The organism is Streptomyces sp. NPDC049040 (assembly GCF_043197715.1).
In the GTDB taxonomy this organism is placed as follows: Bacteria; Actinomycetota; Actinomycetes; order Streptomycetales; family Streptomycetaceae; genus Actinacidiphila.
On the sequence record NZ_JBICTO010000005.1, the window covers coordinates 129,169 to 154,121 of the forward strand.

The following is a 24,953-nucleotide window of genomic DNA, read 5'->3' on the forward strand; positions in this document are numbered from 1 at the left end:
AGGTCAGCCTATCGACTCCGGGCCGTGGAGCAGCACCGCGGCGCCGGGTGCGCGACCGCGGTCACAGGCCGGGGCTGCCCGCCCGGTCGCCAGTCTCGGCGAGCCGGCCCCAGAGCAGGTCGGCCAGGTGACGTACCAGCAGGTCCCGTGACAGCGGCCGTTCGCCGAGCCACCAGTCGCCCGCGGCGTACATCATCCCGACGATGCCGTGCCCCCAGACCCTGGCCACCTGGCGGGTGTCGGGCCCGAGGTCGAGCCGTTCCGCGATCACTTCGCCCAGGTCCTCGCCCATCCTGCGCAGCAGCGGTACGGAGTGCCGCCCGACGTCGAAGCCCTTCTCGTCGGAGGGGGTTTCGGCCGGGTGCATCAGGAAGCGGTAGACCTGGGGCCGTGCTTCGATGGCCGACAGGTAGGCGTGCAGCGTCGCCTCCACCCGGTCCCTGCGGTCGCCGGGGGAGTCGAGCGCGGTGCGCAGGGTGCCGAGCAGTGCGTCGGTGTGGCGCTTGGCCAGGGCCCGGTACAGGCCGCTCTTGTCGCCGAAGTGCCGGTAGAGGATCGGCTTGGTGATCCCCGCCTCTGCCGCGATGGCGTTCATCGACGCCTCCGGGCCGTCCCGCAGCACCACCCGCTCGGCCGCCTCCAGCAGTTCCGTGCGCCGCCGCTGCGTCGCCGTCCGCTGGTCCTCCCGCTGGCCGGTCTCCACCGCGCCTCCCCGCTGTTCGATTGCCGGTGGTCCGCGCAACGTAACACCCCGGGCGCGGACCGTCGTGCGGCGGTTGGCGAGTTGACATCGCTTACCCGACGGTAACAGACTGATGTTACCGCAAGTAACTAGCATGTGGAGGGGACAGATGGGCGACTTCACGCTCGATCTCAACGATGACCAGCGGTCGGTGCGCGACTGGATACACGGCTTTGCCGCCGACGTGATGCGCCCCGCCGCGGCCGAGTGGGACGAACGCGAGGAGACCCCCTGGCCCATCATCCAGGAGGCGGCCAAGATCGGCCTGTACTCGCTGGACTTCTACGCCCAGCAGTTCTTCGACCCCACCGGCCTCGGTATCCCGATGACGATGGAGGAGCTGTTCTGGGGCGACGCGGGCATCGCGCTGTCCATCGTCGGCACCGGCCTCGCCGCGGTCGGCGTCCTGGCCAACGGCACCGAGGAGCAGATCGGCACCTGGGTCCCGCAGATGTACGGCGACGCGGACGACGTCAAGGTCGCCGCCTTCTGCTCCTCCGAGCCCGACGCCGGCTCCGACGTGGGCGCCATGCGGACCCGCGCGGTCTTCGACGAGGCCACCGGGGAGTGGGTGCTCAACGGCACCAAGACCTGGGCCACCAACGGCGGCATCGCGAACGTCCATGTGGTGGTGGCGGTCGTCGATCCGGAACTCGGCACCAGGGGCCACGCGTCCTTCATCGTGCCGCCCGGCACGCCCGGCCTGTCCCAGGGCCAGAAGTTCAAGAAGCACGGCATCCGCGCCTCGCACACCGCGGAGGTGGTCCTCGAGGACGTCAGGATCCCCGGCGACTGCCTCCTCGGCGGCAAGGACAAGCTCGACGAGCGGCTGGCCAGGGCCCGCGAGCGGGCCGCGACCGGCGGCACCGGCGGCGGCAGGAACGCCGCGATGGCGACCTTCGAGGCCTCGCGCCCCGCGGTCGGCGCGATGGCGGTGGGCACCGCGCGGGCCGCGTACGAGTACGCCCTCGAATACGCCACCGGGCGCGAGCAGTTCGGCCGCCCGATCATCGACAACCAGGGCGTGGCCTTCCAGCTCGCCGACATGCGCACCCAGATCGACGCGGCCAGGCTGCTGGTCTGGCGCGCCTCGTGGATGGCGACCGCGGGCAAGCCCTTCACCTCGGCCGAGGGCTCGATGTCCAAGCTCTTCGCCAGCGAGACCGCCAAGAAGGTCACCGCCCAGGCGGTGCAGATCCTCGGCGGCAACGGCTTCACCCGGGAGTACCCGGTCGAGCGGATGCACAGGGACAGCGCGATCTACACCATCTTCGAGGGCACCAGCGAGATCCAGCGGCTGGTGATCGCCAGGACGCTGTCCGGCGTGCCCATCCGCTGAGCGCCTTCCCCCGCGGCCCGGAGCGGTCCGCCGGCCCCCTCGCCGGGGGCGGCGGTCCGCCGGGTCACTTGTCGTTGCCGTAGCCCCGCAGCAGGAACCACGCCATGAACGCGACACCGACCACCGCGACGACGATGACGGTGCGCATCACGGGTCCTGGACCCACCGAGTCGGACGTCGCCAGATTGGTCACGCCGTGGATCGCGCCGATGTGCATGGGAAGGCTCCTTCTGGTCCGGCCACCAGCGTAGACCCCCCTCGCCGTCCCCCCGGGGACGCCCCCGGGCCGACTATCGCGCCGCGGGTCGCCCCTGGCCGCCCGCGGGGTGCCGCTGCCCCGCCGACCTGGGGCGCAGCGCCTCGGCCAGCTCGTCGAGCGTGTCGACCAGCAGCTCCGCGCCCCGGCGCACCACCCGGTCCCCCGCCGGATCCGACGGCCAGCGGTCCAGCTCGGTGCGCAGCGCCCGCCAGTCCGGCGCCCGGCGCGCCTTGACCTCGCCTGCCGCCACCGCGGTGGCCTGCCGCAGCGCCCCCGCGAAACGCGCCGCCTGCGGCACCGGGGACGCGTCCTTCTGGGGCTGGTGCGCCTCCATCACCAGCCCCACCCGCCCCACGGCCGACAGCGCCGCGTCCGCGTCCCGCACCGCGCTGCGCGACATGCCGCGGTGCCGTACCGGTTCCGCGTCCGCCCTGGCCACCGCCTGGTCCCAGGCCGCGCCGGCCGCCCGCAGGTCGAGCAGCGCACGGCGCACCGCGCCCGGCCGCCGCCGCGACGGCTCCGCGTGCGCGTCCATCACCGCGGCCACGTAGCCCGCCGTCGCCTCGATCCACTCCGCGAGCCGGTCCCGCAGCCGCGGGGTCTCCCAGGCGGGGAAGACCGCGTAGGCCGCCATCGCCAGCACCCCGCCCAGCAGCGTCAGCAGCACCCGGTCGCGCACCGTCTGCTCCAGCTGCGTGCCGCCCATGCCGAGCAGGAAGACCACGTAGCCGCCCACGCAGGCCTGCGCGACCACGTAGCCGACGCGCAGCAGCAGGTACATCAGCCCGATGCTGACCACCGCCAGCGCGGCGAAGGCGTAGGTGCCGGGGTGTGCGGCCTGGGTGATCCCGGTGGCCAGCGCGACACCCACAAGGGACCCGGCGAAGCGGGCCACCCCGCGCTCGTAGGTCTGGGTGAAGTCGGGCCGCATCACCATCACCGCGGCCAGTGGCGCCCAGTAGCCGTGCCCGAGCGGCAGCACCGTGCCCAGCAGGTAGCCTGCCGCCGCCACCGCGGACAGCCGCATCGCGTGCCGCAGCACCGGCGAGTCCCAGCGCACCTGGCGGCGCACGGTGCGCACCGCGGTCGGCAGCAGCTCGCCGACCGAAGGGCGCAGCAGGTGCGCGGTCCCGGTCGCGTCCGAAGGCCCTGAACCCTCGGCCCGCTCCACCGCTGCGCTCAGCAGCGACACCAGCCGGGTGGCCGACCTGCGGGCGGCGCCTGTGAGGTCCGTGCCCGGCGCGTCGTCGCGCAGGAGCGCGTCGGCCCGCTCCGGCACCCGCACCGCGACGCCGTACCTGATCGCCCGGGCCACCGCATCCAGAACGGTCGCCGCCACCGCCAGCACCTCGCGCGCCCGGTCCCGCTCCGGCCCCTCGGCCGCCGCGCCCACCGTCGGATCGGCCAGCGACGCGAGCACGGGGCGGATCCGCTCGGCCAGCACCCGGTTGCCGTGCAGCTCCTCCGGCCGGCGCCTGGCCTGCCAGGCCGTCACCACCGCCGCGCTGCGCGCCGCCATCAGCGCCGCCGGGTCGAAGGGCGCCAGCGGGTCGTGCCGCAACCGGCGCGCGTAGTCCGCCTCGGCCGCGAAGGCGTCGGCCAGCGCGTCGCGCTGGGCCCCCCAGCGGCGGATCGGGAAGACCACGATCAGCGCCGCCTGCACCAGGGCGCCGAGCCCCACCAGGGCCGCGTGCTGGAGCGCGCTGAGCACCGAGGTCGGCAGGGTGACCGTCACCAGCATCACCGCGACGGTCAGCGCCGAGACCATGCCGGTGGTCGGCCCGAGCGCCCATGCCATGCCGGCCGCGAACGCCCACACCGCAAGCAGCAGCACGAACAGCGCCACGTGCGACGCGGCCAGGTACCCGAGGAAGGTGCTCAGCGCGAGCCCGGCGCCGGCGGCGAGCGCCAGCACCGGCCGGGGCCGCCAGCTGCGCTGGAAGGTGGCCACCCCCGCGGCGAACGCCCCGAAGGCCGACGACGCCGCGACCGGCGGCGACCACAGCCACAGCGCGAGACCGATGACGATCGCCACACCGCAGGCGGCCCGCAGCGCCACCAGCGGTTCGAGACGGGTCCGTTCGACCCGCAGGCCGGATCTGGCGGTCTCCCGCAGCGCACGCAACCACGTCATGCAGCAGAGCTTAGGCAGAAGGACCGCGGGCCGGGCACCTGCGAAATGCGCTCGGACCAGGCGATACGGGTCACCCGCGGGGCCGGGGTGACCAGGCGCACTCGCCCGTGCCACCCGCGCCCTCACACCACCGCGCCGGCGTCTGCTTCAATGGGGGGCATGGCCAGCATCACTGACACCGGGACAGGTCGCAGCGACCTCGAACCCTTCTGGCCGTCCCGGCAGGAGCAGCACTTCGACCGCTGGTGTTGCCGCGCGATCCCCGCGCGGACCCGCGTTCCTCGCTGACCTGCCCGAAGCCCGGCCCCTGTGGCCACGGGCGGCCCCACGGCAGCAAACGGTCCCGCGCACAACGGAGTCCCACGACCCTTCGCGCGAAAGAGCCGAACCCATGTCGAACATGCCTTCCGTCACGTCCCTGACCTCCCTGCCCGCCACCCACCGGCAGCGGCTGCGCGCGGTGCGCCCCGACGAGGTGCCGCCCGCCCCCGACTTCCTGCCGCCCGGCGCCACCTGGCTGCCCGCACCCGGGCACGTACTGCCCTCGGCCGCGGGCGGCGTCCCGATGGTCGGCTACCTGGTACTGGTGCCCGCGGAGGCGGGCGCCGCCGTGGTGCCGCCCGCTGCCGACCGCGGGCTGCGCATCGACGAGGACCGCCGCACGGCCGCGGTGGACGACCGCCAACTCGACCTGACCTACCTGGAGTTCGAACTCCTGGCGCATCTGGTGGCCCACCCGCACCGGGTGCACTCCCGCGACCAACTGGTCACCACGGTCTGGGGCTACGGCCACGTCGGGGACGGCCGGACCGTCGACGTCCACGTCGCCCGGCTGCGCCGCAAGCTCGGCGCGGACCACCGCGGCAGCATCGTGACCGTACGCCGGGTCGGCTACAAGTACGCCCCGGCGCAGGGCGACCGGGCGCAACCGGGAGCTACGGCACGACGGTGACGGGCCACTTGCCCGCCTTCACCAGCCGGACGGCCACCGAGCCCACCAGCCGGTGGCCGGCCCGCTCGGAGGCGCCGACCACGACCGCGTCCGCGGTCAGCTGGTCGGCGGCCGCGGCGAGGCCGCCGAAGGGGTCGCCGCGGAAGGTGTGGAATTCCCACCGCACCTGGAAGGTGCCGCGCAGCCGCTCCACCGACGCGCGGATCTCGGCCAGCAGCTGCGCGGCGATCCCGGTGTCCACCTCGGAGACCGGGACGCCGAGCGCGGCGCCGCCCGGCAGGTACGGCTGCACGTAGACCAGGGCGAGCAGCGCGTTCTGCCGGCGCGCGAGGCCCGCGGCATAGGCGGCGGCGCGCCACGCCGAGTCCGAGCCGTCGACACCGGCGACGATCACCTTCGGCCCGTCGGTGCCGCGTTCGAATCGCGGGGGGGATTTCTGCTCGTCCACCTGGTCAGGCTATCGGCCTGCGGCCTGCGGTTTCACCTCCCGTCACGCACCGTGCTCACCCCAATGGGTGTATTGCCACGACATGGGCACCTTTGCGGGGCACGCTTTCCAGGAGGAGTGAAACAGGCAGCGTCCTTCCGCCCGTCACACGCACCACGGTCAGGTGCGCGTCCGCGCGGTGGCTCGCGGCCCACGCCGCTACCGGGGAGGTTTGTGATGCCGAGTGTGTCCACGAGCGTTTTCGTGTCGAGGCCGGACACCGAGGTCTTCGACTTTCTCGCCGACGCCCGCAATCTCGCCCTGTGGAGTTCCGGGGTGACCTCCGTCGCCGCCGACGCGGTCCTTCCCGGTCGCGACGCCGCCTACGACTACCGCTACCCGGGAAGGCGCAGGCCGCACCGGCTGGTGTGCGCCGACTTCGAACCCTGCCGCCGCATAGTCTTCCGCGGGCAGCGGATGTGGAGCCCGCTGGGCACGCAGGTGCCCGTCTACGGCTTCGACCTGATCCCGCACGGCGACGGCACGATGGTCCGGCTCTCGGTCACCAGCTGCCTGAGCGCCGCGCTGCTGCTGCTCGCACCGGTCGTCGCGATGGCCTGGCGGCGCGACCTGCCCGCCGACGCCGGCAAGTTCTGCGACCTGCTCGGCGGCCCGGTCGCCGCTCCCGCCCCGCTGCACGGCCCGCCCGCTCCCGCCTCCGGTTCCGCCGGCGGCGACCCCGGCGCGCCGACCGCGCCCCCGCTGCGCACCTCAGCTGCGCCGGGTGGATTCGACTACGCTCATTGAGTGTTAAACTAACAACGTGACGCGGCGCCCCCGAGCCCGTCATGCGTGACCGCCCCGGCCAGGTCCCCCCGTCCCGGCCGGGGCTCCCGCGTGTCCGGGGGCCTTTCGCCGGCCAGGGCCGGCGGCTGCGCGGCGGCGCCGCCCGTGGCAGGCTTGCGGCGACCCACCGTCACCGTCCCCGCAAGGAGCCGACGTTGCGCAGGACCACCCCCGCCGCCATCGCCGTCAGTGCCGCGCTCGCGCTGGTCACCGCGGTCACCACCGCGGGCAGCGCGGCCGCCAGGACACCGTCGCTGCCCAGGCCGCTGCCGCTGCCGCTGACCATGGTGAACGACGGCGGCGGCACCCAGCTGCTGATCGCCACCGCGCCGACGGCGGGCGCCACCACCGGCACCCTCACCTGGTGGGAGCGCACCGACGGCGACTGGCGCACCGTCGGCACCGCGCCGGCCCGGTTCGGCAGCCACGGCCTGACGGAGGGCGCCACCCGCAAGCAGGACACCGGCACCACCCCGACCGGCCTGTACGGGCTCCCGTTCGCCTTCGGCAACAGCGCGGCGCCCGCCGGGAACACGCTGCCCTACCGCACCGTGACCGCGTCCTCCTGGTGGTGCGAGGACACCGCCTCCACCTCGTACAACCGCTGGGTCAGCCCGCTGCCCGCGGACTGCAGGGCAGGCGAGTCCGAGCACCTGGCCGACTACCCGACCCAGTACGCGCACGCGGTGCTCATCGACTTCAACTACAACGCCCCGGTCAAGGGCCGAGGCGCGGGGATCTTCCTGCACGTCAACGGCAGCGGGGCCACGGCCGGTTGCGTGTCGGTGCCGGCGGACGCGCTGGACCGGGTGATGGCCTGGCTGAAGCCCGCCGCCCACCCGCACATCGCCATCGGCACCACCGGAGGCGCACTGGACGTCACCCGCTACTGAGCCGCCCGCGGCCGGCGCCTTCCGCGTCGGCCGCGCCTTCCGCGTCGGCCGTGTCGCCGTCCCGCGGGCCGACCCCGGAGAGCTTGTCCGGGTTGGTGACCAGGTAGATGTCGGTGACCTTGTCGTTGCCCGCGTCCAGGTCCACGACCATGACCGCGGTGGGGGAGCCGTCGGCGAAGACCACGACCGACGGGTCGCCGTTGACGTGCCGGTAGCGGATGTCGAGCGGTGCCGGCAGCCTGCGGGCCGCGTAGCCGGTGATCATCCTGGCCACCTGCTCCTGGCCGGAGACCGGCCGCAGCGCCGCGTTCGCCTTGCCGCCGCCGTCGGTCCACAGCGTCACGTCGGGGGCGAGCAGGCTCATCAGCCCGGCAAGATCGCCGCCCAGCGCGGCGGCGATGAAGCGCTCGGTCACCTGCCGCTGCAGCCGCCGGTCGGCCTGGTGGCGAGGCCTGCGGGCCTGTACGTGCTCGCGCGCCCGGTGTGCGAGCTGCCTGACCGCCGCCGGGCTGCGCTCCAGGATCGCGGCGATCTCGGTGTGCGGGTAGCCGAACACCTCGTGCAGCACGAAAACCGCCCGCTCCAGCGGTGTCAGCGTCTCCAGCACCACCAGCATCGCCATCGACACGGACTCGTTGCGCAGCGCGGGCTCCGCGGCGTCGACCGTCTCCGCCGCCCGCGGCCACTCCGCGGCCGCGGCCTCAGGGGCCCCGGTGGCCAGCGGCTCGGGGAGCCAGGGGCCCACGTAGGTCTCGCGGCGGCGGTTGATGCGGGCCTGCCGCGCCAGCGCCTGGTTGACGGCGATCCTGATGAGGTACGCCCGCGGGTTGCCGATGTCCCCGGCCGCGGGGCGGCTGCTGCGGCGCGTCCACGCGAACCAGGTCTCCTGGAGGACGTCCTCGGTGTCCGAGACGCTGCCGAGCATGTTGTAGACCACCGAGAACAGCAGCTCCCGGTGGCTGACGAACACCTCGGTCGCGCGGTCGCCCGCGATCGGATGCAGGGTCGGAGTGTCGGACACGGTGGGCCTCCTGTGGTGCGTCTCCCCGTCGGCCCTATGAGGGCACACCCGCATCCCGGTGTGACACCGGGTGGCCGAAATGTGATGTGCGTCTCACCAGGTGCTGAGATTGACCCCATTCGGGGGGTTTGACCCAGCCGCTTCACTCGCTCTGCGCAGTGCCGACGTCACATCGGGGCCGTACGGACGCTCTTTGTGGTGTGGGGCGTGCACGACGGCCCGGCGGGCGCCCCGCAGCGGGTGGGGGAGGGGCACCGCCGGACCGGATCAGCGCCCGCCGCCGTCCCGGACGGGGCGGTCGGACCCATCGACGTGCCGAAGGAAGTAGTCCGCCGTGGCCGACACACTGCAGGACAGCGATTTCACCATCATGTACGCGACGCACCGCGCCTTCCGGCGCGACCTGCGGCGCCTGACCGCCGCGGTGCAGGCAGGACGCGCCGGAGCCCCGCAGATCCTGGCGGGCTGGGAGAACTTCAGCTTCCAGCTCGACCACCACCACTCAGTGGAGGACGCCGCCCTGTGGCCGCAGGTCGAGGCCAAGATCAAGGACCGGCCGGACGACCTGCGGCTGATGGAGGCGATGGAGGCCGAGCACGCGGAGCTCGGCCCGCGGATCGAGGCGGTGGACACCGCGCTCAAGTCCGGTGTGGACGACCTCGCGGGGCGGATCCAGGGCCTCTACGAGGTGATGGACCACCACTTCGCCCACGAGGAGGACAGCGCGCTGCCGCTGATCAAGAACGTGCTGACGAAGGGCGAGTGGCGCAAGTACGGCCTCGCCAACGCCAAGAAGCTCGGCGTCAAGGGCGTCTCGGTCTACCTCCCCTGGGTGGTCGACGGCCTCACGCCCGACGAGCAGCGCGAGTTCATCGGGATGTTCCCGCCGCCGGTGAAGGTCGCGAACAAGCTGCTGTGGCAGCGTTCGTACCAGAAGAAGGAACTCTGGAAGGTCTGAGGGACGCCGGCGGCGGCCGGCCCGACGCGAGGTGACGGCATGTGCTGGTCCGCCACGGCCGATCTCGCGGCAGGGTCCGTCATCTGCGCGCTCGGCGCGGCCTGCGTGGCCCGGACCCGGCGGGCCCGCGACCTGCCGCTGGCCGCGCTGCCGCTGCTGCTCGGGACGCACCAGCTGATCGAGGCCGTGGTGTGGCACGGCGGTGGCGGCACCGGCGCCGCCACCACGGCCTGGGCGGTGATCGCGCTGCCGCTGGTCGCGCTGTGGGTGCCGCTCGCCGTCCTGGCCGCCGCCCCCGCGGGCAGCCGCGGCAGGCTCGCCGCCCCGGCCGCGGCCGGGGTGCTGACGGCGGCCGTCCTGGCGGCGTCGCTGGCGGATCGCGCGCCGTCGGCGGACATCCGCGGCCACACCGTCGGCTACGCGGTGCACGTGCCGCACCCCTCGTGGCTGATCGCCACCTACCTTTTCGCCACCCTGGGGTCACTGCTGCTCGCGCCAGAGCCCGTCCTGCGCCTGCTCGGCGCCCTCACGGCTGCGGGAGCGGTGGTGTGCGCCGTGCTGTGGCGCCTCGAATTCGTCTCCACCTGGTGTGCGGTGGCCGCGGCCGCGAGCCTGGTCCTCCTCGCCCGCCCCGGGGTGCACCCGGCGTCCGGCGGACCCTGACGGCTGGGGCCGGGAGGTCTGCCGGATGTCCGGGGGAGTGCCGTGCACGGCTCCGCGAGCCGGTGGACGCTCCTGGCCACGGGGCCGGCCCCACGGCGGTCAGTAGCGCAGGACCGCCGCGACGTGGCCGACGTCGGCCAGCTCGCCGTCGGGGACGAAGCGGACCCGCGCCCCCGTGTCCAGCGCCTGCTCGGCGATCTCGTCGACGATGTCGTCGCGCGCGCCACGGTCGCCCGAGGCGGCGGGGACCAGATGGTCGCCGTCGTCGCGCACCGTCGCGCGGTAGCCGTCCTCGATCGCGACCAGCGCCACCCGCGCCTCCGCGACCGACTGCCACACCTCGTCCACCCCGCCCGCGAAGGCCTTGCGGCTGCGGGCCTGGTCCAGCTCCGACAGCACGCCTGCGACCTCCTCCTCGGCACGCCGCCCCGCGGCGTCGGCGAGCGCTTGGCGCAGCGCCTCTGCCGGGCCCTCGGCGAGCCCGCCCTGGACGACCTGCCCGGCGGCCTCCTTCACCAGCTTGCCCGCCTCGTCGAGCGCGGCCAGCGCCTCCGCCTCGCCGACGAGGTACATCGGCCGCGGGTCGGCGGCCACGGCCACCCCGGCGCTCTCGGTCACCTCGCGCAGGAACTGCCGGGTCCGCTCGTCGTTGAAGGTGCTCGGGGTGTCCCCGATGCGCTCCTCGCGTTCCGGATCGAAGTCCTCAGGCACCCGCCGGACCGGGAAGGTGCCCGTGACCTGCTCCGGCGCCCGCCACTTGGACCCGCTCCACAGCGTCGCCACGTCCGCGGACAGCGCCAGCACCCAGAACGGGTGGTTGGCGACATGGGCGGCCACGAGATTGCGGGTCAGGAACGTCTGCGCGAGCAGCACGCGCGCGGGCACGGTCCGCGCCAGCGTCCACACCTGGTGCTCGCCGGGCGCGGCGAAGATCGCGAGACCGTCCTCCGCGTGCACCAGGTCGACCTCGCCGAGCGCCTGGTCGAGCTGGCCGATCACGTCTATCCGGTCGGCCCGCGACACCTCGGGGTCGTTGTGCACCGCGTCCTTGGCCTCTTCCAGCAGGTTGCGCAGCCGCACCGCGTCCTGGGCGTTGGCCGGTTCGCGGCGATGGGTCGGCAGCAGGACCGAGACGGCCGGGTAGGGCCGCGGACGGCGCAGGTCGGCGAGGATGGCGGGGCTGATCGGCGCATGCATGGCTTGCCCTTTCGGCGGCGGCATCGTGTGCCGGTGACGTCCCCCGCGGCGTCCCTTTGTCTCTTCATGGATATATCAATGTGCCGTCGCCCGCAGCTTGTGCGGCGTCGCCGCGGCCCGCCCGGCGTCCTCACCCGTTCGGCCCACGGGGCGCCGCGATCCGCCCCGGTGGGGCGCGGCGCGAGGGGATGCCGCCCGGCGGGCGGAACTGGGGGGTCGGTGGTGGCCCGCTCGGCCGGTCTGCCGGTACGGCCGGTCCGCCCGCGCGGCGCCCAGGCCCGCTCACGCACCGTGACCGGCGCGAGCCGTCGAGGAAGCGGAATGTCCGCTGCCAGGGGCCGCTGCCGACAGCACGTGACCCATGTGCGAAGCTGCCGACCGCGACGAGGGGAGGCGGCGGTGGGCGAGCACGAGGCCACGGCCAGGGCGCGGGCAGGGGAGCGGGGGCGGAACGGGCCGCGGGCACCGGGGACCGCAGCGCGGCAGGCCGCGGGGGGACAGGGCAGTGCGAGGGCCGCGGGTACCGCGCTCGCCGTCGTGGCCGTCGCGGGCACCGCGCTCGGCGCGGTGCTGCTGCGCCCCGACCGGTCGCTGCTCGCCAAGAGCGGCGGCCCGCTGGACAACACCGCCACCGTCATCCTGATCTCCTTGGCATGCCTCGCCGTGGGACTGCTGCTCAGCAGCCGCTACCGCGCCCGCCTCGGCTACGACCAGAACCTGCCGCCCTTCGAGCAGCGGCTCGCCGACGCGGTCCGGGTCACCCTGATCGCCGCCGCGGTGCTGATACCGGTGCTGCTGCTCTCCATGCACCGCTTCCCGTCCCAGGGGCGCGCGGAACCCGCCCCCACGCCGAGGAGCGACATCCCGCCGCCGCCCGCCCACACCTTCATCCCGAAGCCCAAGCGGGACCGGTCCGGCCACGCCCTGTCGATCAGCCTGCCGCACATCCTGGTGGTGATCGGCATCGCCGTCCTGGTGGTCGTGCTGCTTCTCGCCGGATACCGGCTGTGGCGGCAACTGCACCGCACCGCGGTACGACCGGCCGAGGACGCCTACCACCCGGCCGAGCAGGAGGTGCTCGCCGACGCGGTCGACTCCGGGCGCCGCGCCCTGCTCGACGGCAACGACGCCCGTGCCGCCGTCATCGCCTGCTACGCCGCCATGGAGGCCTCGCTGGCCCGCTCCGGCGTCGCCCGCCGGGCCTCCGACAGCCCGCAGGACCTGCTGGAACGCGCCGCGGGCAGCGGCCTGCTGACCGGCTCGCACGGCACCGGCCTGACCGCGCTGTTCCGTGAGGCCCGCTACTCCACCCACCCCATGGACCGCACCCACCGCGACCGGGCCGCCGAAGCGCTCGACGCCATCGCCGCACAGCTCGCCGAGCGGGCGGAGGCGGACGCCGCGCAGCCAGGCGGCGGAGCACCGGGACCCCAACCGCACGCGGGAGCCCCCAGGTGAACGAACCCCCTGAGCCCGGCACACCCGGCTCCGTACGCCACTCGCTGCTCGTGCTGTACGCGGTCGGTGCCGCCGTGATCGTGCTGCCCGGCCTCGCCGAGGGCCTGCCGGGGGCCGCCACCGGCCTTGCGGTGTGCACCGTCGCGGGTCTCGGCATCGCGCGCTACACCACCGGGGCGGGCGCCCAGGACAGCGGCTTCCGCCGCTCGGTGCGGCTCCTCGGCAGCCGCGCGCCCGCGCTCGGCGAATGGCAGCGCATAGTCGACAAGTCGATCGGCGACCGCAGCGACGTGCACTTCATCGCGACGCTGCGCCCGCAGCTGCAGCGGCTGTTCGCCGCCCGGCTCGCCGAACGGCACGGCGTCGACCTCCACCGCAGCCCCGAGCGGGCCGAGGCGATGATCGGCGCGGAGCTGTGGCCGTGGATCGACCCGGCGCACCGGCCCGCGCAGCCGCCGGACGATCCCGAGCGGGTGCTGCGCGCACTGCTCGACCGGCTGGAGGCCCTGGGAGCACCCCTGGCCGAGGCCCGCGGCGGCGGCGACGGCGGGACCCCGCGACCGGCCACCACCCGTACCACCACCAGGCACAGTGAGGACGCGCAGTGACCAGCCAAGACCGCATATCCGACGACAACGCCCTGACGCCGCGGCAGGCCGGTGAAAGGGCCGCGGAAGTCCTGGCCGAGATCCGCACCGCCGTCGTCGGCAAGCCCCGGCCGCTGGAGATGGTCATGCTGGGCATCCTGGCCGGCGGGCACGTCCTGATCGAGGACCTGCCGGGCCTGGGGAAGACCCTGCTCGCCCGCTCCTTCGCCACCGCGCTCGGCCTGGACTTCCGGCGTATCCAGTTCACGCCCGACCTGCTGCCCTCCGACGTCACCGGCGCGCCCTTCTACGACCAGCGCACCGCCGACATGGTCTTCAGGCCCGGCCCGGTCTTCACCCACCTGCTGCTCGCCGACGAGATCAACCGCACCCCGCCCAAGACCCAGGCGTCGCTGCTGGAGGCGATGGCCGAGTCCCAGGTGTCCATCGACGGCAGCACCCGGCCGCTGCCCGACCCGTTCGTGGTCATCGCCACCGCGAACCCGATCGAGTACGAGGGCACCTACTCGCTGCCCGAGGCGCAGCTCGACCGCTTCCTGCTCCGGGTGCGGATGGGCTACCTCGCGGCGTCCGAGGAGACCGGGATGCTGCGCGCGCGGATCGCCCGCGCCGCCCCCGAGGCCGTGCTGCGCACCCTCAGCGGCCCCAAGGAGGTCCTGGCGATGCGCGCCGCGGTGGAAAGGGTCGAGGTCGAGGACGACCTGCTCGACTATGTCGTCGCGCTGGTCGGCGCCACCCGCAGCCACCAGCACATCCAGGTCGGCGCCTCGCCGCGCGGCGGCCTCGCCCTGGTCCAGCTCGCCCGCGCCCGGGCCGTACTCGACCTGCGCGACTACGCCACCCCCGAGGACGTCAAGGACGTCGCCGTCGCGGCGCTCGCCCACCGGGTCACCCTCAAACCCGAACTGTGGGTCCGGCAGATCGACGCCGACGACGTGGTCGCCGAGATCGTCCAGTCCGTCGCCGCACCGCAGACCCTGCCCCGCAGCCCTGTCGCGTCATGACGGAGCGACCCGCCGCCCTCGACCGGGCACTGGGCGGTGTGACGGCCGCACCCGCCGAGCCGCCGACGGCGCCGCCGCCCGGCTGGCGGGCCGGCGAGCGCACCCTTCGCCACGGCACGGTCGCCGCGGTCGCGGTGGCCGCCGCCCTGATCACCGGCCACGCCTGGCTGCTGGCCGCGGCCGCGGCCCCGCTGGCTCTGCTCGCGCTGGCCCTGCCGACCGGGAGCAGGCCGCAGCAGCTCACCACCGCGGTCGACGTCGAGCCGCGCCGCTGCTTCGAGGGCGAGCGGATCACCGCGACCATCACCCTGACCCACGACGGGGTGGCCGGCCGCCTGGACCCGGGCATCACCCTCGGCCCCGGCGTGCGGCTCGACGACATCGAGGTGGCCGCCGGACGCGCGCGGCTGACCTTCACCGCGGAGCGCTGGGGCCGCTGGACGGTCGGCACGGTCGACCTCGACGTCTACGACAGCGGCGGCGCCGCCCGGCGCACGGTGAGAGTCGACCTCGGCGAGGTCGCGGTCTTCCCGGTCCCCACCAGGACCGGGGTCACCCCGATCCCGGTACGGCTCCCGCAGCGGCTCGGCGAGCACGCCTCCGCCCAGCGCGGCGAGGGCGTCGAGGTCACCGGTGTCCACCCGTACGTACGCGGTGACCGGCAGCGGCGGATCCACTGGCCTGCGACCACCCGCCGCGGCGAGCTCCAACTCCAGCAGTTCGCCGCGGAAAGGGCCTCGGACACCGTCGTCCTGCTCGACGTGCTCGCCGATGTGCGCGACCCGGCCACCGGCGCGTCCTCGCTCGACGAGACCTTCCGCGCCGCCGCCGGACTCGTGCGCGCCTACCTGCGCACGCATGACCGCATCGGCGTGGTCTCGGTCGGCGGCACCACCCGCTGGCTCCAGCCCGGCAGCGGCCAGAGCTACTTCTACCGGATCGTGGAGAGCGTCCTCGACGTCCGCAAGGACCTCGGCTACCGCAGCACGGGCCTGCGCCGGCTGCCGCCGCCCGCCCTGCCGGAGAGCGCGCTCGTCTACGTCTTCACACCGCTCACCGACCAGCGCATCCTCGACGTGCTCGACCAGGTCAGGTCGCGGGCCAACCCGCTGGTCGTGGTGGAGATCGCGACCGGCGACCCGAAGGTCGAGGCCGGCGACCGCACCGCGGAGCTGGCGCTGCGGCTGTGGCGGGCCGACCGCGACGCGATGCGCTTCGCGCTGACGGAACGCGGTGTCGCCGTCGTCACCCACCAGCCGGGGGAGACCCTCGACCTCGCCCTCGCGCCGCTGCTGCGCACCCGGATCCACGGAGGACGCCGATGAGCCGCGCATCCGACGCCCACCGGCTGACCGCCAGGATCTTCGGGGTCTCGCTGGCCGTCGCCGCCTGCAACCCGCCGCGCATCCTCGGCGGTCCGCTCATCGGCTGGGTGCTCGTCCTGGCCGCCGCCGGCGCCGCGTGGTGGGCCGCGCCCATGGTCGACGCCCGGCCGGTGCTCACCTCGATGCGGTGGCACGCGGTGGCCGCGCACCGGCGCAACACGCTGCTGAGCGCGGGCGCGGTGGTCCTGGCCGCGCTGACCGCGCCCGCGGTCTGGGCGGCGGCCTGCGTGACCGGCCTGCTGGTCGCCTACCTGCTGGTCACCGACGGCTGGACGATGGGTGCCACCGCTCCCGCGGGCACCGACCGGGCCACCCCTGCGCTCGCCGCCACGGCGGCGTCCGCGGTGGTCTTCGCCGCGGCCGCCGCGCCTGTCGCGGACACCTCCTGGTCCCGCCTTCCCGCGGCCCTGGCCCTGGCCGCCACCGCCACCTGCGTGGCCCTCGCGCTGCGCCGGGCGCGCTGACCCACGGCTGCCGGGATGCGGACGCCGCGTCCCGCCGCGTCCCCGCGCCGGGCCGTACCGGCGGGGCGCGCGACGCCTGCGATGCTGGCGAGGGGTTCGCGTGGGGCGGGCGGGGTACGGGGCAACTCACCTGTATCGGTTAAGCAAATACGGCAGTTCCTTCCGAACGACCCGCTTCCCATCTGCACTTGCCATGCTTTACCGTTTAATGGTCCCGCCCCGCCCAGGGTCGGGAACCAGCCGACGCCGTAGGCAAGGGCAAGGAGTTGCGATGAAGGACGTCACGCCGGTGGTCGACGGCTGGACCCTCCGCCTGCCGGGCAAGAGCACGGGCGAGGGCGCGGACCCGGCGGCGGCCGTCGGCGACGTCGTGCCGGCCGTCGTCCCCGGCTGCGTGCACACCGACCTGCTGGCCGCCGGCCTGCTCGCCGACCCGTTCCTGGACCGGAACGAGACCGACGCCGCCTGGGTCGGCCGCGCCGACTGGACGTACCAGACCCGGCTGCCCCGACACTCCACCGCCCACGAGCGCAGCGACCTCGTCTTCGACGGGCTCGACACCGTCGCCGAGATCACCCTCGGCGGAAGGCTGCTCGGCGCGACCCGCAACATGCACAGGGCCCACCGCTTCGACGTCACCGCCGACCGGTCGGGCGCCGACGGCACACCGCTGACGGTTGCCTTCACCTCGGCCTACACCGAGGCCGAAAGGGTCAGGGCCCTGGTCGGCGGCCGCCCCAACTCCTATCCGGAGCCCTTCCAGTACATCCGCAAGATGGCCTGCTCGTTCGGCTGGGACTGGGGGCCGACCCTGGTCACCGCCGGGATCTGGAAGCAGGTGCGGCTCGAGCACTGGTCGACCGCCCGGCTGGCCAGGGTCACCCCGCTCGTCACCGTCACCGGTGACACCGGCCGCGTCGAGGCCCGGGTGGAGCTGGAGCGCACCGCGGCCGGTGCGGACCGGCCGCTGGCCGTACGGCTGCGGGTGGGGGAGACCGTCACCGAGACCGCGGTGCCGGCGGGCAGCGACCGGTTCACCGCCGTCGCCGAGATCGCAGGACCCCGGCTGTGGTGGCCGCACGGATACGGCGAGCAGCCGCTCTACGACTGCGAGATCACCCTCGTGGACCCCGGTACCGGCGGCCCCGCGGCCGACCTGGACCAGTGGCGGCGCCGCATCGGCTTTCGCACCGTCACCCTGGACACCTCCCCCGACGAGCACGGCAGCGCCTTCACCCTGGTCGTCAACGGCACCCCGCTCTTCGCCCGCGGCGTCAACTGGATACCCGACGACGTCCTGCCCACCAGGGTCGACGCCGCCCGCTACCGGCGCCGGCTGCGCCAGGCCGCCGACGCAGGGGTGGACCTGGTCCGGGTGTGGGGCGGCGGGATCTACGAGAGCGACGACTTCTACGACGCCTGCGACGAACTGGGCCTGCTGGTCTGGCAGGACTTCCTGTTCGCCTGCGCCGCCTACCCCGAGGAGCAGCCGCTGCGCTCCGAGGTGGAGGCCGAGGCGAGGGAGAACGTGAGCAGGCTCGCCCCGCACCCGAGCCTGGTCCTGTGGAACGGCAACAACGAGAACCTGTGGGGATTCCGCGACTGGGACTGGGAGGACGGCCTGGCAGGCGTCTCCTGGGGCGAGGGCTACTACCTGGGCCTGCTGGCCAGGATCGTCGCCGAGACCGACCCCACCCGCCCCTACTGGGCCGGCAGCCCCTGGTCGGGCTCCTGGGACCACCACCCCAACGACCCCGGGTACGGCACCGCCCACTCCTGGGAGGTGTGGAACCGCGTCGACTACACCGACTACCGCGACAGCGTCCCGCGCTTCGTGGCCGAGTTCGGCTGGCAGGCACCGCCGGCGTACGCCACCGCGCGCCGCGCGCTGTCCGACGACCCGTTGACACCGGACTCGCCCGGCATGCTGCACCACCAGAAGGCGGCGGACGGCAACGGCAAGCTCGACCGCGGCCTGGCCCGGCACTTCCCGGTCCCCGCCGACTTCGACACCTGGCACTACCTCACCCAGGTCAACCAGGCCAGGGCGATCGCCACCGGCGTCGAGCACTGGCGCTCGCACTGGCCGGTCTGCGCCGGCACCGTCGTCTGGCAGCTCAACGACTGCTGGCCGGTGACCTCCTGGGCCGCCATCGACGGCGACGAACGCCCCAAGCCGCTCTACCACGAACTCAAACGGCTCTACGCCGACCGGCTGGTCACCGTACAACCGCGCCCCGGCGGCCTCGTCGCGGCGCTGGTCAACCAGACCGCACAGGACTGGTCGGGCACGGCGGTCCTGTGCCGGGTCGCGGTGGACGGCGCCGTACTCGCCGAGGTGCGGCTGCCGTTCACCGCGGCGCCCAGGACCGTCGCGCAGATCGACCTGCCGGCGGACGTGCTGCCGGCGGCCGGCAGCGGCAAGGAACTGCTGACGGTGCGGGTCGGCGACCTGCGGGCGTTCTGGTTCCCGGTCCGGGACAAGGACTTCGGCTATCCGGAGCCCAGTTGGGACGTCGCCGTCGCGGTGCACCCCGACGGGACCGCCGAGGTCACCGTCACCGCACGCACCCTGCTGCGCGACCTGCTGCTGCAGGCCGACCGGCTGGGCCCCGGGGCGACCGCCGACCGCGGCCTGACCACCCTGCTGCCGGGTGAGAGCGTGACGATCACCGTGCGCGGCTGGGCCCGCCCGGCCCCGGACGCCGCCGCGGCCGCGCTCTACTGCGTGAACGCGGCCGTACGGCAGGAAGGGGCGGACGGCGGCCGCTGACCGGCCCCGCCCGCCCCGCCCGCGCCGGGGCGCTACTTCGTCGCCCCCCGGGTGAAGCCGTTGTAGATGAAGCGCTGGAGGAGGAGGAAGACCACCAGCGTGGGCACCATCACCAGGATCGCCCCCGCCGAGATGTCCTCCCAGTGGGCACCGAAGGGCCCCTTGAAGCGGAAGAGCGACGTCGAGATGGTGCCCAGGCTCTCCGAGGGCATGTAGAGGAAGGGGATGTAGAAGTCGTTGTAGACGGTGATGCCCTTGATGATCACCACGGTGGCGATGGCCGGTTTCAGCAGTGGCAGGATGATCCGCCAGTAGATCGTGAAGGTGTTCGCCCCGTCGATCCTGGCCGCCTCGTCCAGCGACACCGGGATGCCCCGGATGAACTGCAGGAAGATGTAGATCGAGACGATGTCGGTGCCCATGTAGAGCACGATCGGCGCCCAACGGCTGTCGAACATCCCGAAGTTGTTCACGATCTTGAAGGTCGCGACCTGGGTCGTCACGCTCGGCACCAGCGAGCCGATCAGGAACAGGGCGATCACCAGCCGGCGCATCCGGAAGTGGAAGCGGTCGATGGCGAACGCCGCCATCGACCCGATCAGCACCGTCCCCGCGATCGAGAAGACGAGGATGAACGCGGTGTTCCAGAACGCCCGCAGCATCTTCCCGGCTCTGAAGGCCGTGACGTAGTTGTGGTAGTTCAGCCAGTCGTGCGGCAGCGACAGCGCGCCGCTGCCCCGCGAGATCTCCTCGGACGTCTTCAGCGAGGTCAGGAACACCGCGAGCAGCGGGAGCAGCACCACCGCGCAGGCCAGCAGCAGGGAGGTGTAGACCAGCGTCCTGGTCAGCACCTTGCGAGTGCGCGCGGCGCGGTCCGCGGTGTGCTCCGGCGGAGCGGGGGCCTTGTCGCGCACGAGCAGCGAGGTCATACGAGATCGTTCCTCTCGTCGGGCACCACGACCCGCTGGAGCCAGGTCACCAGCAGGATGATCACGAGCAGGGCGACGGCCGCGGCGGAGGCGAGCCCCATCTTGTTGAACTCGAAGGCAAGCTTCACCGTCTGGATCACGAAGGTCTGGGTGCCGGCGGCGCCGTTGGTCATGATGAACGGGATCTCGAACGCCGAAAGCGAGCCGGAGATCGCCAGGATCACGCTCAGGCTCAGCACGGGTTTGATGCCCGGGGCGATGATGTGCCGGAACTGCTGCCACCGGTTGGCGCCGTCGAGTTCCGACGCCTCGTACAGCTCGCCGGGTATCGACTGGATCGCGCCGAGGAAGAGCACGAAGTTCAGGCCCATGAAGCGCCACACCGACACCCCGGACAGCGAGGTGTTGGCGATCCGCCCGCTGCCCAGCCAGAAGTGGTGCCCGTGCACCCCGAAGCCGCTCAGCACCGTGTCGAGGGTGCCGTGCGGCTGGAAGAAGTACAGGAAGACCAGGCCGATCGCGACCCCGTTGAGCAGGTAGGGGAAGAACAGGATCCCCTTGAAGAGGTTCCTGAAGCGCAGGTCGAAGCTCAGCACCGTCGCGAAGTACAGCGCCAGCACGATCTGCACCACCGACGCCACGAGGTAGTAGATGCTGACGAAGAAGACCTGGAAGAGCTCGGGTCTGGTGAACAGCTCCACGTAGTTCCTGGTCCCGACGTAATTGCGGTCAGGGCTGACCCCGTCCCAGTCGGTGAAGCTGTCCCTGATCATGTTCCCGACCGGAATGTAGGTGAACGTGATCAGCAGAGCGAGCGGCACCGCCAGGTAGAGCCACGGCGTCACGGTCCGCCAGACCCGAGCGCGGGTCACAGGCTTGCGGTCTTCTGTGCGGAGGACCACTTCTTGGCGAGGTCGGCGAAGATGCCCTGGAGATCACCGCCGGCCGCACCGCGGGCCACGTCGATCAGGTGCTGGCGGTAGTCCGGCTTGTTGGTCATGCCGATCTCCGACTGGTTGTCGATACCGGTGACCTTGGCGCTCTGCGCCTGCGACATCTGCACGAACTGCACGCCCGCGTCCTGGAACGGCTTGAGCGCCGACGGCAGCGCGCCGCCCCTGAGCGTCGGGACGGCCTGGTTGGTCTGCACGTAGCCGGACTTGTCGGTGAACCAGTCGATCCAGGCGCGGGCGGCGGCCTTGTGCTTGGAGTGGATGTTCACCGCCTCCTGGTAGTCGGGCGCGACCGGGGTGCAGGACTTGCCGTCCTTCTGCGAGGGGAAGGGCATGTAGCCGATCTCGGCCGGGTCCTTGCCGGCCTTCCTGGCCGCGTCCTGCATCTGCACGATCGCCCACGAGCCAAGCCACATGGTGCCGATCTTCCCGGTGGCCAGCAGGCTCTTGCTGTTCTCCCAGTTGGTGGTGGTCGGGTCCTCCTCGGAGAGCTTGTCGTGCACGATGGTGTAGAGCAGCGTGTCGCCGACGTTCAGATCGCTGCCGGCCTTCCACGGGTCGGGGTCGGTGGCCGGCTCGTCGGTCGCCTTGGCGTCGCAGGTCACCGCCCCCTGGACCTGCGTCCACGCGGTGAGCGGCCAGCCGTCCTTGTAGTTGGTGTAGTACGGCGTCGCGGACGTCTTGGACTTCACGGCCCGCAGGTCGGCGAGGAACTCGTCCGGCGTGGTGGGCCAGTCCGTGACACCGGCCTGCTGCCAGACGGCCTTGTTGTAGACGAAGCCGTCCGCGTTGGCGAAGTTCGCGATGCCGTAGACCTTGCCGCCGACGGTGGACTTCTCGGTGAAGGTGTACTTCTTGGCCAGCTCGTCCGCGCTGCCCAGCGAGGCGAAGAACTTCGGGTAGTCGTCGGTCTTGATGGCCGCGGGGATCATGAGCACGTCGCCGTAGTTCGACGTGTTCATCCGGATCTTGACTTCGCCCTCGTAGTCCGTGATGCCCTCGAAGGTGACGTGCACCTTCGGGTAGATCTTGTTGAACTCGGCCGCGTACTTCTTCATCGAGCCGTCCTGCACCAGGTCGGTGCGCTGGGTGAGGACCTTGACGTCGCCGGTGACCTTGCTCGGGTCGGTCGGTGAGGCGGCCGAGTCGCCGCCGGACGACGACGAGCCGCCGCCGCAGGCCGTCGCCAGCAGCGCCATGGTGGCGAGCAGCGAGCCGGCGAGTGCTGTGCGCTTCATGTGCACCATCTCCGTTTCCATGACGTCCGAGCGAGTCCAGGAGGGGACGACGCGCAGCGCGGTTACTTAAGCGATTCAGTAACGGAACGACCGCACTATTGCATTGGGTTGTTGGCCGGTAAAGGGACTGATTCAGCGCTGATGCTTAACCGTTACATACTGGTTCAGTGCGAGCCGGGGCGGCGCGGTGGGGTAGGTTGGGCGCCGACCGGCAGCACACCGCGACAAGCCGAGGAGGTGGGACCGATCACCGCCAGTTCGTACCGGCCGCTCCCACCGCACGGCCTCGCGAGGCCCGCGGCTTCCTGAGGGCTGTCCCGTGATCGGGTCAGGGGAGCGGCAACCGGCTCCCCGAGAGGTTCACATGTCGGACTCCGCCACACCACTGCCAGAAGCCATGACCGGGTCGATGCCCGGATCGATGTCCGAATCCGCTGTCGTCACCCGCCTCAGAGCCGCGGGGTGCGTCTTCGCCGAGGACGAGGCGCGGATCATCCTCGGCACCGCCACCACGCCCGAAGAGCTGGCCGCGATGGTCGCCCGGCGGGCCGGTGGGCTGCCGCTCGAACACGTCGTCGGCTGGGCCGAGTTCTGCGGCCTGCGGATCGCCGTGGACCCCGGGGTCTTCGTGCCCCGCAGGCGTACCGAGCTCCTGGTCCGCGAGGCCGTCGCGCTCGCCCGGCCGGCCGCCGCGGAACGCGAGGTCGTCGTGCTGGACCTGTGCTGCGGCTCCGGCGCGGTCGGCGCCGCGCTTGCCGCGGGCCTCGGGGGCGCCCGGCTGCACGCAGCCGACCTCGATCCGGCGGCCGTCGCCTGCGCCACCCGGAATCTGGCCCCGGCCGGCGGGCGGGTCCACCAGGGCGACCTCTTCGCGGCGCTGCCGCCCGAACTGCGCGGGACTGTCGATGTGCTGGCCGCCAACGTGCCCTATGTCCCCAGCGGCGCCGTCGGCCTGCTGCCGCCCGAGGCCAGGGACCACGAGGCGCTGATCGCCCTCGACGGGGGACACGACGGCCTCGATGTGATGCGCAGGGTCGCGGCGGCCGCCGCCGGCTGGCTCGCCCCGGGCGGTTCCCTCCTGGTGGAGTCCGGTGAACGGCAGGCGCGAGCCGCGGCCGCCGTCCTGTCCGGCGGCGGCCTGCGGCCCCGTGTCGCGACCGACGACGACCTCGGCGCCACGGTCGTCATCGGCACCCGGCAGCCCGGTTAGCGCGGCCCGCTCGCGGCCTGCGCCCGGCTCGCCGGCGCGGGCCGCGCCGCGGCCAGTTTCCCGCCGAGGAAGCGGGCCAGCCCGTCCAGGGCGGCGTCGGCCTCGTCGAGCCGCCCGTAGTGGTGCTGGAAGACGTGCGGGACGTGCGGCCGGATCTCGAGGGTGACGTCGACGTCGTCGGCGCCCGCGCGTCCTGCCAGCCGGACGGCGTCGTCGAGCAGTACCTCGTTCGAGCCGACCTGGATGAGCAGCGGGGGCAGCCCGGTCAGGTCCGCGAACACCGGGCTTGCCAGCGGCTGCGAGCGGTCCCGGTCGCCGAGGTAGTGGTCGGCGTACGCCCGCAGGTGGTCGCCGGTGAAGATCGGGTCCGCCTGCTCCTTGGTGCGGATGCTCTCGCCGCCGAGGGTCAGATCCGTCCACGGGGACAGGACGGCGACGGCGGCCGGCTGCGGCAGGCCGGCGTCCCTCGCGGCGAGCAGGACGGCGATCGCGAGGCCGCCGCCCGCGGAGTCGCCGGCCAGGACCAGCTCGCGCGGGTCGGTGCCGTCATCGAGCAGAGCGCGGTAGACGGCGAGCCCGTCGTCCACCGGCGCGGGGAACGGGTGCTCCGGCGCCAGGCGGTAGTCGGGCGACGTGGCCCGTACCCCGGTGCGCCGGGCCAGCTCGCCGACCAGGCCCGCGTGCGTGTCGGGGGAGCCGATGACGTAGCCCCCGCCGTGCAGGTAGAGGAGCCGGCCGCGGCCTGCGGCCCCTGCGGGCTCCAGCTCGAGGGCGGGGAGGCCGCCCACGACGGTCCTGCGGGTGGCGACGTCGTCGGGTGCGGGCCGGGTGAGGGCCGCGGCGAATGCGAGGCGTTCCGCCTCGGGGGCGGGGTGCGGATCGCTCGGGGCGCTGCGGAGCAGGGCGTCCAGGGTGTCACGCTGCTGCCGGGTCATGGGTGCCTCCAGTGGCATGATGGGGCGATGGATTCCTTGGAATCCATCTGTTCGTGCCAACCGGGTTCCTGGGAAGATGATTCCCAGGAATCAAAAGGAGTTCTGTGTGAGCCACGTCACCCGGGTCTTCACGGACCTCGTCCGCGTCGAGACCCGGCTCTACAACGCCGTGAACGCCCGGCTGCACTCTGAACTCGGGCTGAGCCTGGGGCAGTTCGAATTCATGGAGATCATCGACCGGGTGCCGGGATGCCGGGTGCTCGACATCGTCCGCGAGGTGGCGATCACCGTGGGAGCCGCCAGCAAGGCCGTCGACCGGCTGGAGGCGGCCGGCTGGTGCGTGCGCAGCGCGCACCCGCAGGACAGGCGTTCCTCGGTGCTGGGCCTCACCCCGGAGGGCGCCAGGCTCCTGGCGCTCTCCCGTCCCGAGGTGGAGCGGGAACTCGCCACCTTGACCGCCGCCGTCCCGGCCGCGGAATTCGACCGGGTGGCGGCGACGCTGGCGACCCTGCGCACGGCGCTGGAGCGCGGGCCGCAGCCCGCTCCCGGCGGCCTGCCGGGCTGA

At 73.2% G+C, this 24,953-nt stretch carries 25 protein-coding genes; 15 read left to right on the plus strand and 10 right to left on the minus strand.

Annotated features, from left to right (window positions below):
* Nucleotides 1-61 precede the first annotated feature (61 nt).
* On the minus strand, nucleotides 62-703 hold the full coding sequence (locus tag ACGFMP_RS16125; RefSeq protein WP_393672966.1) for a TetR family transcriptional regulator: 642 nt from the start codon (nucleotides 701-703) through the stop codon (nucleotides 62-64).
* Between the two features lie 148 nt (nucleotides 704-851).
* Between ACGFMP_RS16125 and ACGFMP_RS16130 the strand changes: the two genes are divergently transcribed.
* Nucleotides 852-2,081, plus strand: a complete 1,230-nt coding sequence (locus ACGFMP_RS16130; RefSeq protein WP_393672967.1) for an acyl-CoA dehydrogenase family protein — start codon at nucleotides 852-854, stop codon at nucleotides 2,079-2,081.
* A 64-nt stretch (nucleotides 2,082-2,145) separates the two neighbouring features.
* Here ACGFMP_RS16130 and ACGFMP_RS16135 read toward each other — a convergent pair whose 3' ends face one another.
* Complete coding sequence (locus ACGFMP_RS16135; RefSeq protein ID WP_393672968.1) at nucleotides 2,146-2,298, minus strand: hypothetical protein; 153 nt, start codon at nucleotides 2,296-2,298, stop codon at nucleotides 2,146-2,148.
* Nucleotides 2,299-2,371: 73 nt separating this feature from the next.
* A complete protein-coding gene (locus ACGFMP_RS16140) occupies nucleotides 2,372-4,474 on the minus strand; it encodes an FUSC family protein (RefSeq protein ID WP_393672969.1) in 2,103 nt (700 codons plus the stop codon).
* 159 nt (nucleotides 4,475-4,633) lie between these two features.
* Between ACGFMP_RS16140 and ACGFMP_RS16145 the strand changes: the two genes are divergently transcribed.
* Nucleotides 4,634-4,762, plus strand: coding sequence for a hypothetical protein (locus ACGFMP_RS16145; RefSeq protein WP_393672971.1), 129 nt, complete (start codon nucleotides 4,634-4,636; stop codon nucleotides 4,760-4,762).
* Between the two features lie 103 nt (nucleotides 4,763-4,865).
* Nucleotides 4,866-5,426, plus strand: a complete 561-nt coding sequence (locus ACGFMP_RS16150; protein ID WP_393672972.1) for a winged helix-turn-helix domain-containing protein — start codon at nucleotides 4,866-4,868, stop codon at nucleotides 5,424-5,426.
* Here the strand turns inward: ACGFMP_RS16150 and ACGFMP_RS16155 are convergent.
* Nucleotides 5,410-5,874: a universal stress protein gene (locus tag ACGFMP_RS16155; RefSeq protein WP_393672973.1), complete on the minus strand. Its 465-nt coding sequence runs from the start codon at nucleotides 5,872-5,874 to the stop codon at nucleotides 5,410-5,412. The genes ACGFMP_RS16150 and ACGFMP_RS16155 overlap by 17 nt on opposite strands.
* Before the next feature lie 225 nt (nucleotides 5,875-6,099).
* Here ACGFMP_RS16155 and ACGFMP_RS16160 point away from each other — a divergent pair, with 225 nt between their 5' ends.
* Together ACGFMP_RS16160 and ACGFMP_RS16165 are read left to right on the plus strand one after the other, a co-directional pair.
* Complete coding sequence (locus ACGFMP_RS16160) at nucleotides 6,100-6,660, plus strand: SRPBCC family protein (protein WP_393672974.1); 561 nt, start codon at nucleotides 6,100-6,102, stop codon at nucleotides 6,658-6,660.
* A gap of 194 nt (nucleotides 6,661-6,854) precedes the next feature.
* Entirely contained in the window at nucleotides 6,855-7,592 is a 738-nt protein-coding gene (locus ACGFMP_RS16165; protein WP_393672975.1) for a L,D-transpeptidase, read from the plus strand.
* On the opposite strand, the gene sigJ is transcribed toward ACGFMP_RS16165, so the two are convergent.
* Complete coding sequence (gene sigJ, locus ACGFMP_RS16170; protein ID WP_393672976.1) at nucleotides 7,579-8,613, minus strand: RNA polymerase sigma factor SigJ; 1,035 nt, start codon at nucleotides 8,611-8,613, stop codon at nucleotides 7,579-7,581. The genes ACGFMP_RS16165 and sigJ overlap by 14 nt on opposite strands.
* Nucleotides 8,614-8,947: 334 nt before the next feature.
* On the opposite strand from sigJ, the gene ACGFMP_RS16175 reads away from it, so the two are divergent.
* Nucleotides 8,948-9,571: a hemerythrin domain-containing protein gene (locus ACGFMP_RS16175; RefSeq protein WP_393672978.1), complete on the plus strand. Its 624-nt coding sequence runs from the start codon at nucleotides 8,948-8,950 to the stop codon at nucleotides 9,569-9,571.
* Nucleotides 9,572-9,610: 39 nt separating this feature from the next.
* Nucleotides 9,611-10,234, plus strand: a complete 624-nt coding sequence (locus tag ACGFMP_RS16180; RefSeq protein ID WP_393672979.1) for a DUF6629 family protein — start codon at nucleotides 9,611-9,613, stop codon at nucleotides 10,232-10,234.
* A gap of 99 nt (nucleotides 10,235-10,333) precedes the next feature.
* Here the strand turns inward: ACGFMP_RS16180 and ACGFMP_RS16185 are convergent, their stop codons facing one another.
* Nucleotides 10,334-11,431, minus strand: a complete 1,098-nt coding sequence (locus tag ACGFMP_RS16185; protein WP_393672980.1) for a chemotaxis protein — start codon at nucleotides 11,429-11,431, stop codon at nucleotides 10,334-10,336.
* Between the two features lie 399 nt (nucleotides 11,432-11,830).
* On the opposite strand from ACGFMP_RS16185, the gene ACGFMP_RS16190 reads away from it, so the two are divergent.
* The 6 genes from ACGFMP_RS16190 (at nucleotide 11,831) to ACGFMP_RS16215 (ending at nucleotide 19,123) form a co-directional block, all read left to right on the plus strand.
* Nucleotides 11,831-12,889, plus strand: coding sequence for a DUF4129 domain-containing protein (locus ACGFMP_RS16190; protein ID WP_393672981.1), 1,059 nt, complete (start codon nucleotides 11,831-11,833; stop codon nucleotides 12,887-12,889).
* Entirely contained in the window at nucleotides 12,886-13,497 is a 612-nt protein-coding gene (locus ACGFMP_RS16195) for a hypothetical protein (protein WP_393672982.1), read from the plus strand. The genes ACGFMP_RS16190 and ACGFMP_RS16195 overlap by 4 nt, the downstream gene beginning before the upstream one ends.
* Nucleotides 13,494-14,501: an AAA family ATPase gene (locus ACGFMP_RS16200; RefSeq protein ID WP_393672983.1), complete on the plus strand. Its 1,008-nt coding sequence runs from the start codon at nucleotides 13,494-13,496 to the stop codon at nucleotides 14,499-14,501. The genes ACGFMP_RS16195 and ACGFMP_RS16200 overlap by 4 nt, the downstream gene beginning before the upstream one ends.
* Nucleotides 14,498-15,826, plus strand: coding sequence for a DUF58 domain-containing protein (locus ACGFMP_RS16205; protein ID WP_393672984.1), 1,329 nt, complete (start codon nucleotides 14,498-14,500; stop codon nucleotides 15,824-15,826). Before ACGFMP_RS16200 ends, ACGFMP_RS16205 begins: the two co-directional genes overlap by 4 nt.
* Nucleotides 15,823-16,350 (plus strand): hypothetical protein, encoded by a 528-nt coding sequence (locus ACGFMP_RS16210; RefSeq protein ID WP_393672985.1) that lies wholly within the window; start codon nucleotides 15,823-15,825, stop codon nucleotides 16,348-16,350. The genes ACGFMP_RS16205 and ACGFMP_RS16210 overlap by 4 nt, the downstream gene beginning before the upstream one ends.
* A gap of 271 nt (nucleotides 16,351-16,621) precedes the next feature.
* Nucleotides 16,622-19,123, plus strand: a complete 2,502-nt coding sequence (locus ACGFMP_RS16215) for a glycoside hydrolase family 2 protein (protein WP_393672986.1) — start codon at nucleotides 16,622-16,624, stop codon at nucleotides 19,121-19,123.
* Nucleotides 19,124-19,155: 32 nt separating this feature from the next.
* Here ACGFMP_RS16215 and ACGFMP_RS16220 read toward each other — a convergent pair whose 3' ends face one another.
* The 3 genes from ACGFMP_RS16220 to ACGFMP_RS16230 are packed head-to-tail and all read right to left on the minus strand — an operon-like array spanning nucleotide 19,156 to nucleotide 22,243.
* Nucleotides 19,156-20,052, minus strand: coding sequence for a carbohydrate ABC transporter permease (locus ACGFMP_RS16220; RefSeq protein ID WP_393672987.1), 897 nt, complete (start codon nucleotides 20,050-20,052; stop codon nucleotides 19,156-19,158).
* Nucleotides 20,049-20,924, minus strand: coding sequence for a carbohydrate ABC transporter permease (locus ACGFMP_RS16225; RefSeq protein WP_393672989.1), 876 nt, complete (start codon nucleotides 20,922-20,924; stop codon nucleotides 20,049-20,051). Before ACGFMP_RS16225 ends, ACGFMP_RS16220 begins: the two co-directional genes overlap by 4 nt.
* Nucleotides 20,921-22,243: an ABC transporter substrate-binding protein gene (locus ACGFMP_RS16230; protein WP_393672991.1), complete on the minus strand. Its 1,323-nt coding sequence runs from the start codon at nucleotides 22,241-22,243 to the stop codon at nucleotides 20,921-20,923. Before ACGFMP_RS16230 ends, ACGFMP_RS16225 begins: the two co-directional genes overlap by 4 nt.
* Before the next feature lie 421 nt (nucleotides 22,244-22,664).
* On the opposite strand from ACGFMP_RS16230, the gene ACGFMP_RS16235 reads away from it, so the two are divergent.
* Nucleotides 22,665-23,453 (plus strand): putative protein N(5)-glutamine methyltransferase, encoded by a 789-nt coding sequence (locus tag ACGFMP_RS16235; RefSeq protein ID WP_393672992.1) that lies wholly within the window; start codon nucleotides 22,665-22,667, stop codon nucleotides 23,451-23,453.
* Here ACGFMP_RS16235 and ACGFMP_RS16240 read toward each other — a convergent pair.
* Nucleotides 23,450-24,388, minus strand: a complete 939-nt coding sequence (locus ACGFMP_RS16240; RefSeq protein WP_393672993.1) for an alpha/beta hydrolase — start codon at nucleotides 24,386-24,388, stop codon at nucleotides 23,450-23,452. The genes ACGFMP_RS16235 and ACGFMP_RS16240 overlap by 4 nt on opposite strands.
* Before the next feature lie 106 nt (nucleotides 24,389-24,494).
* Here ACGFMP_RS16240 and ACGFMP_RS16245 point away from each other — a divergent pair, with 106 nt between their 5' ends.
* On the plus strand, nucleotides 24,495-24,953 hold the full coding sequence (locus tag ACGFMP_RS16245) for a MarR family winged helix-turn-helix transcriptional regulator (protein ID WP_393672994.1): 459 nt from the start codon (nucleotides 24,495-24,497) through the stop codon (nucleotides 24,951-24,953).

What these genes read in the sequence shown, in the direction of transcription:
- ACGFMP_RS16130 (WP_393672967.1), top strand. Translation starts at nt 852, where the DNA reads ATGGGCGACTTCACGCTCGATCTCAACGATGACCAGCGGTCGGTGCGC.
- ACGFMP_RS16135 (WP_393672968.1), bottom strand. Translation starts at nt 2,298, where the DNA reads ATGCACATCGGCGCGATCCACGGCGTGACCAATCTGGCGACGTCCGAC.
- ACGFMP_RS16140 (WP_393672969.1), bottom strand. Translation starts at nt 4,474, where the DNA reads ATGACGTGGTTGCGTGCGCTGCGGGAGACCGCCAGATCCGGCCTGCGG.
- ACGFMP_RS16145 (WP_393672971.1), top strand. Translation starts at nt 4,634, where the DNA reads ATGGCCAGCATCACTGACACCGGGACAGGTCGCAGCGACCTCGAACCC.
- ACGFMP_RS16150 (WP_393672972.1), top strand. Translation starts at nt 4,866, where the DNA reads ATGTCGAACATGCCTTCCGTCACGTCCCTGACCTCCCTGCCCGCCACC.
- ACGFMP_RS16180 (WP_393672979.1), top strand. Translation starts at nt 9,611, where the DNA reads ATGTGCTGGTCCGCCACGGCCGATCTCGCGGCAGGGTCCGTCATCTGC.
- ACGFMP_RS16185 (WP_393672980.1), bottom strand. Translation starts at nt 11,431, where the DNA reads ATGCATGCGCCGATCAGCCCCGCCATCCTCGCCGACCTGCGCCGTCCG.
- ACGFMP_RS16205 (WP_393672984.1), top strand. Translation starts at nt 14,498, where the DNA reads ATGACGGAGCGACCCGCCGCCCTCGACCGGGCACTGGGCGGTGTGACG.
- ACGFMP_RS16210 (WP_393672985.1), top strand. Translation starts at nt 15,823, where the DNA reads ATGAGCCGCGCATCCGACGCCCACCGGCTGACCGCCAGGATCTTCGGG.
- ACGFMP_RS16215 (WP_393672986.1), top strand. Translation starts at nt 16,622, where the DNA reads ATGAAGGACGTCACGCCGGTGGTCGACGGCTGGACCCTCCGCCTGCCG.
- ACGFMP_RS16220 (WP_393672987.1), bottom strand. Translation starts at nt 20,052, where the DNA reads ATGACCTCGCTGCTCGTGCGCGACAAGGCCCCCGCTCCGCCGGAGCAC.
- ACGFMP_RS16230 (WP_393672991.1), bottom strand. Translation starts at nt 22,243, where the DNA reads ATGAAGCGCACAGCACTCGCCGGCTCGCTGCTCGCCACCATGGCGCTG.
- ACGFMP_RS16235 (WP_393672992.1), top strand. Translation starts at nt 22,665, where the DNA reads ATGTCCGAATCCGCTGTCGTCACCCGCCTCAGAGCCGCGGGGTGCGTC.
- ACGFMP_RS16240 (WP_393672993.1), bottom strand. Translation starts at nt 24,388, where the DNA reads ATGACCCGGCAGCAGCGTGACACCCTGGACGCCCTGCTCCGCAGCGCC.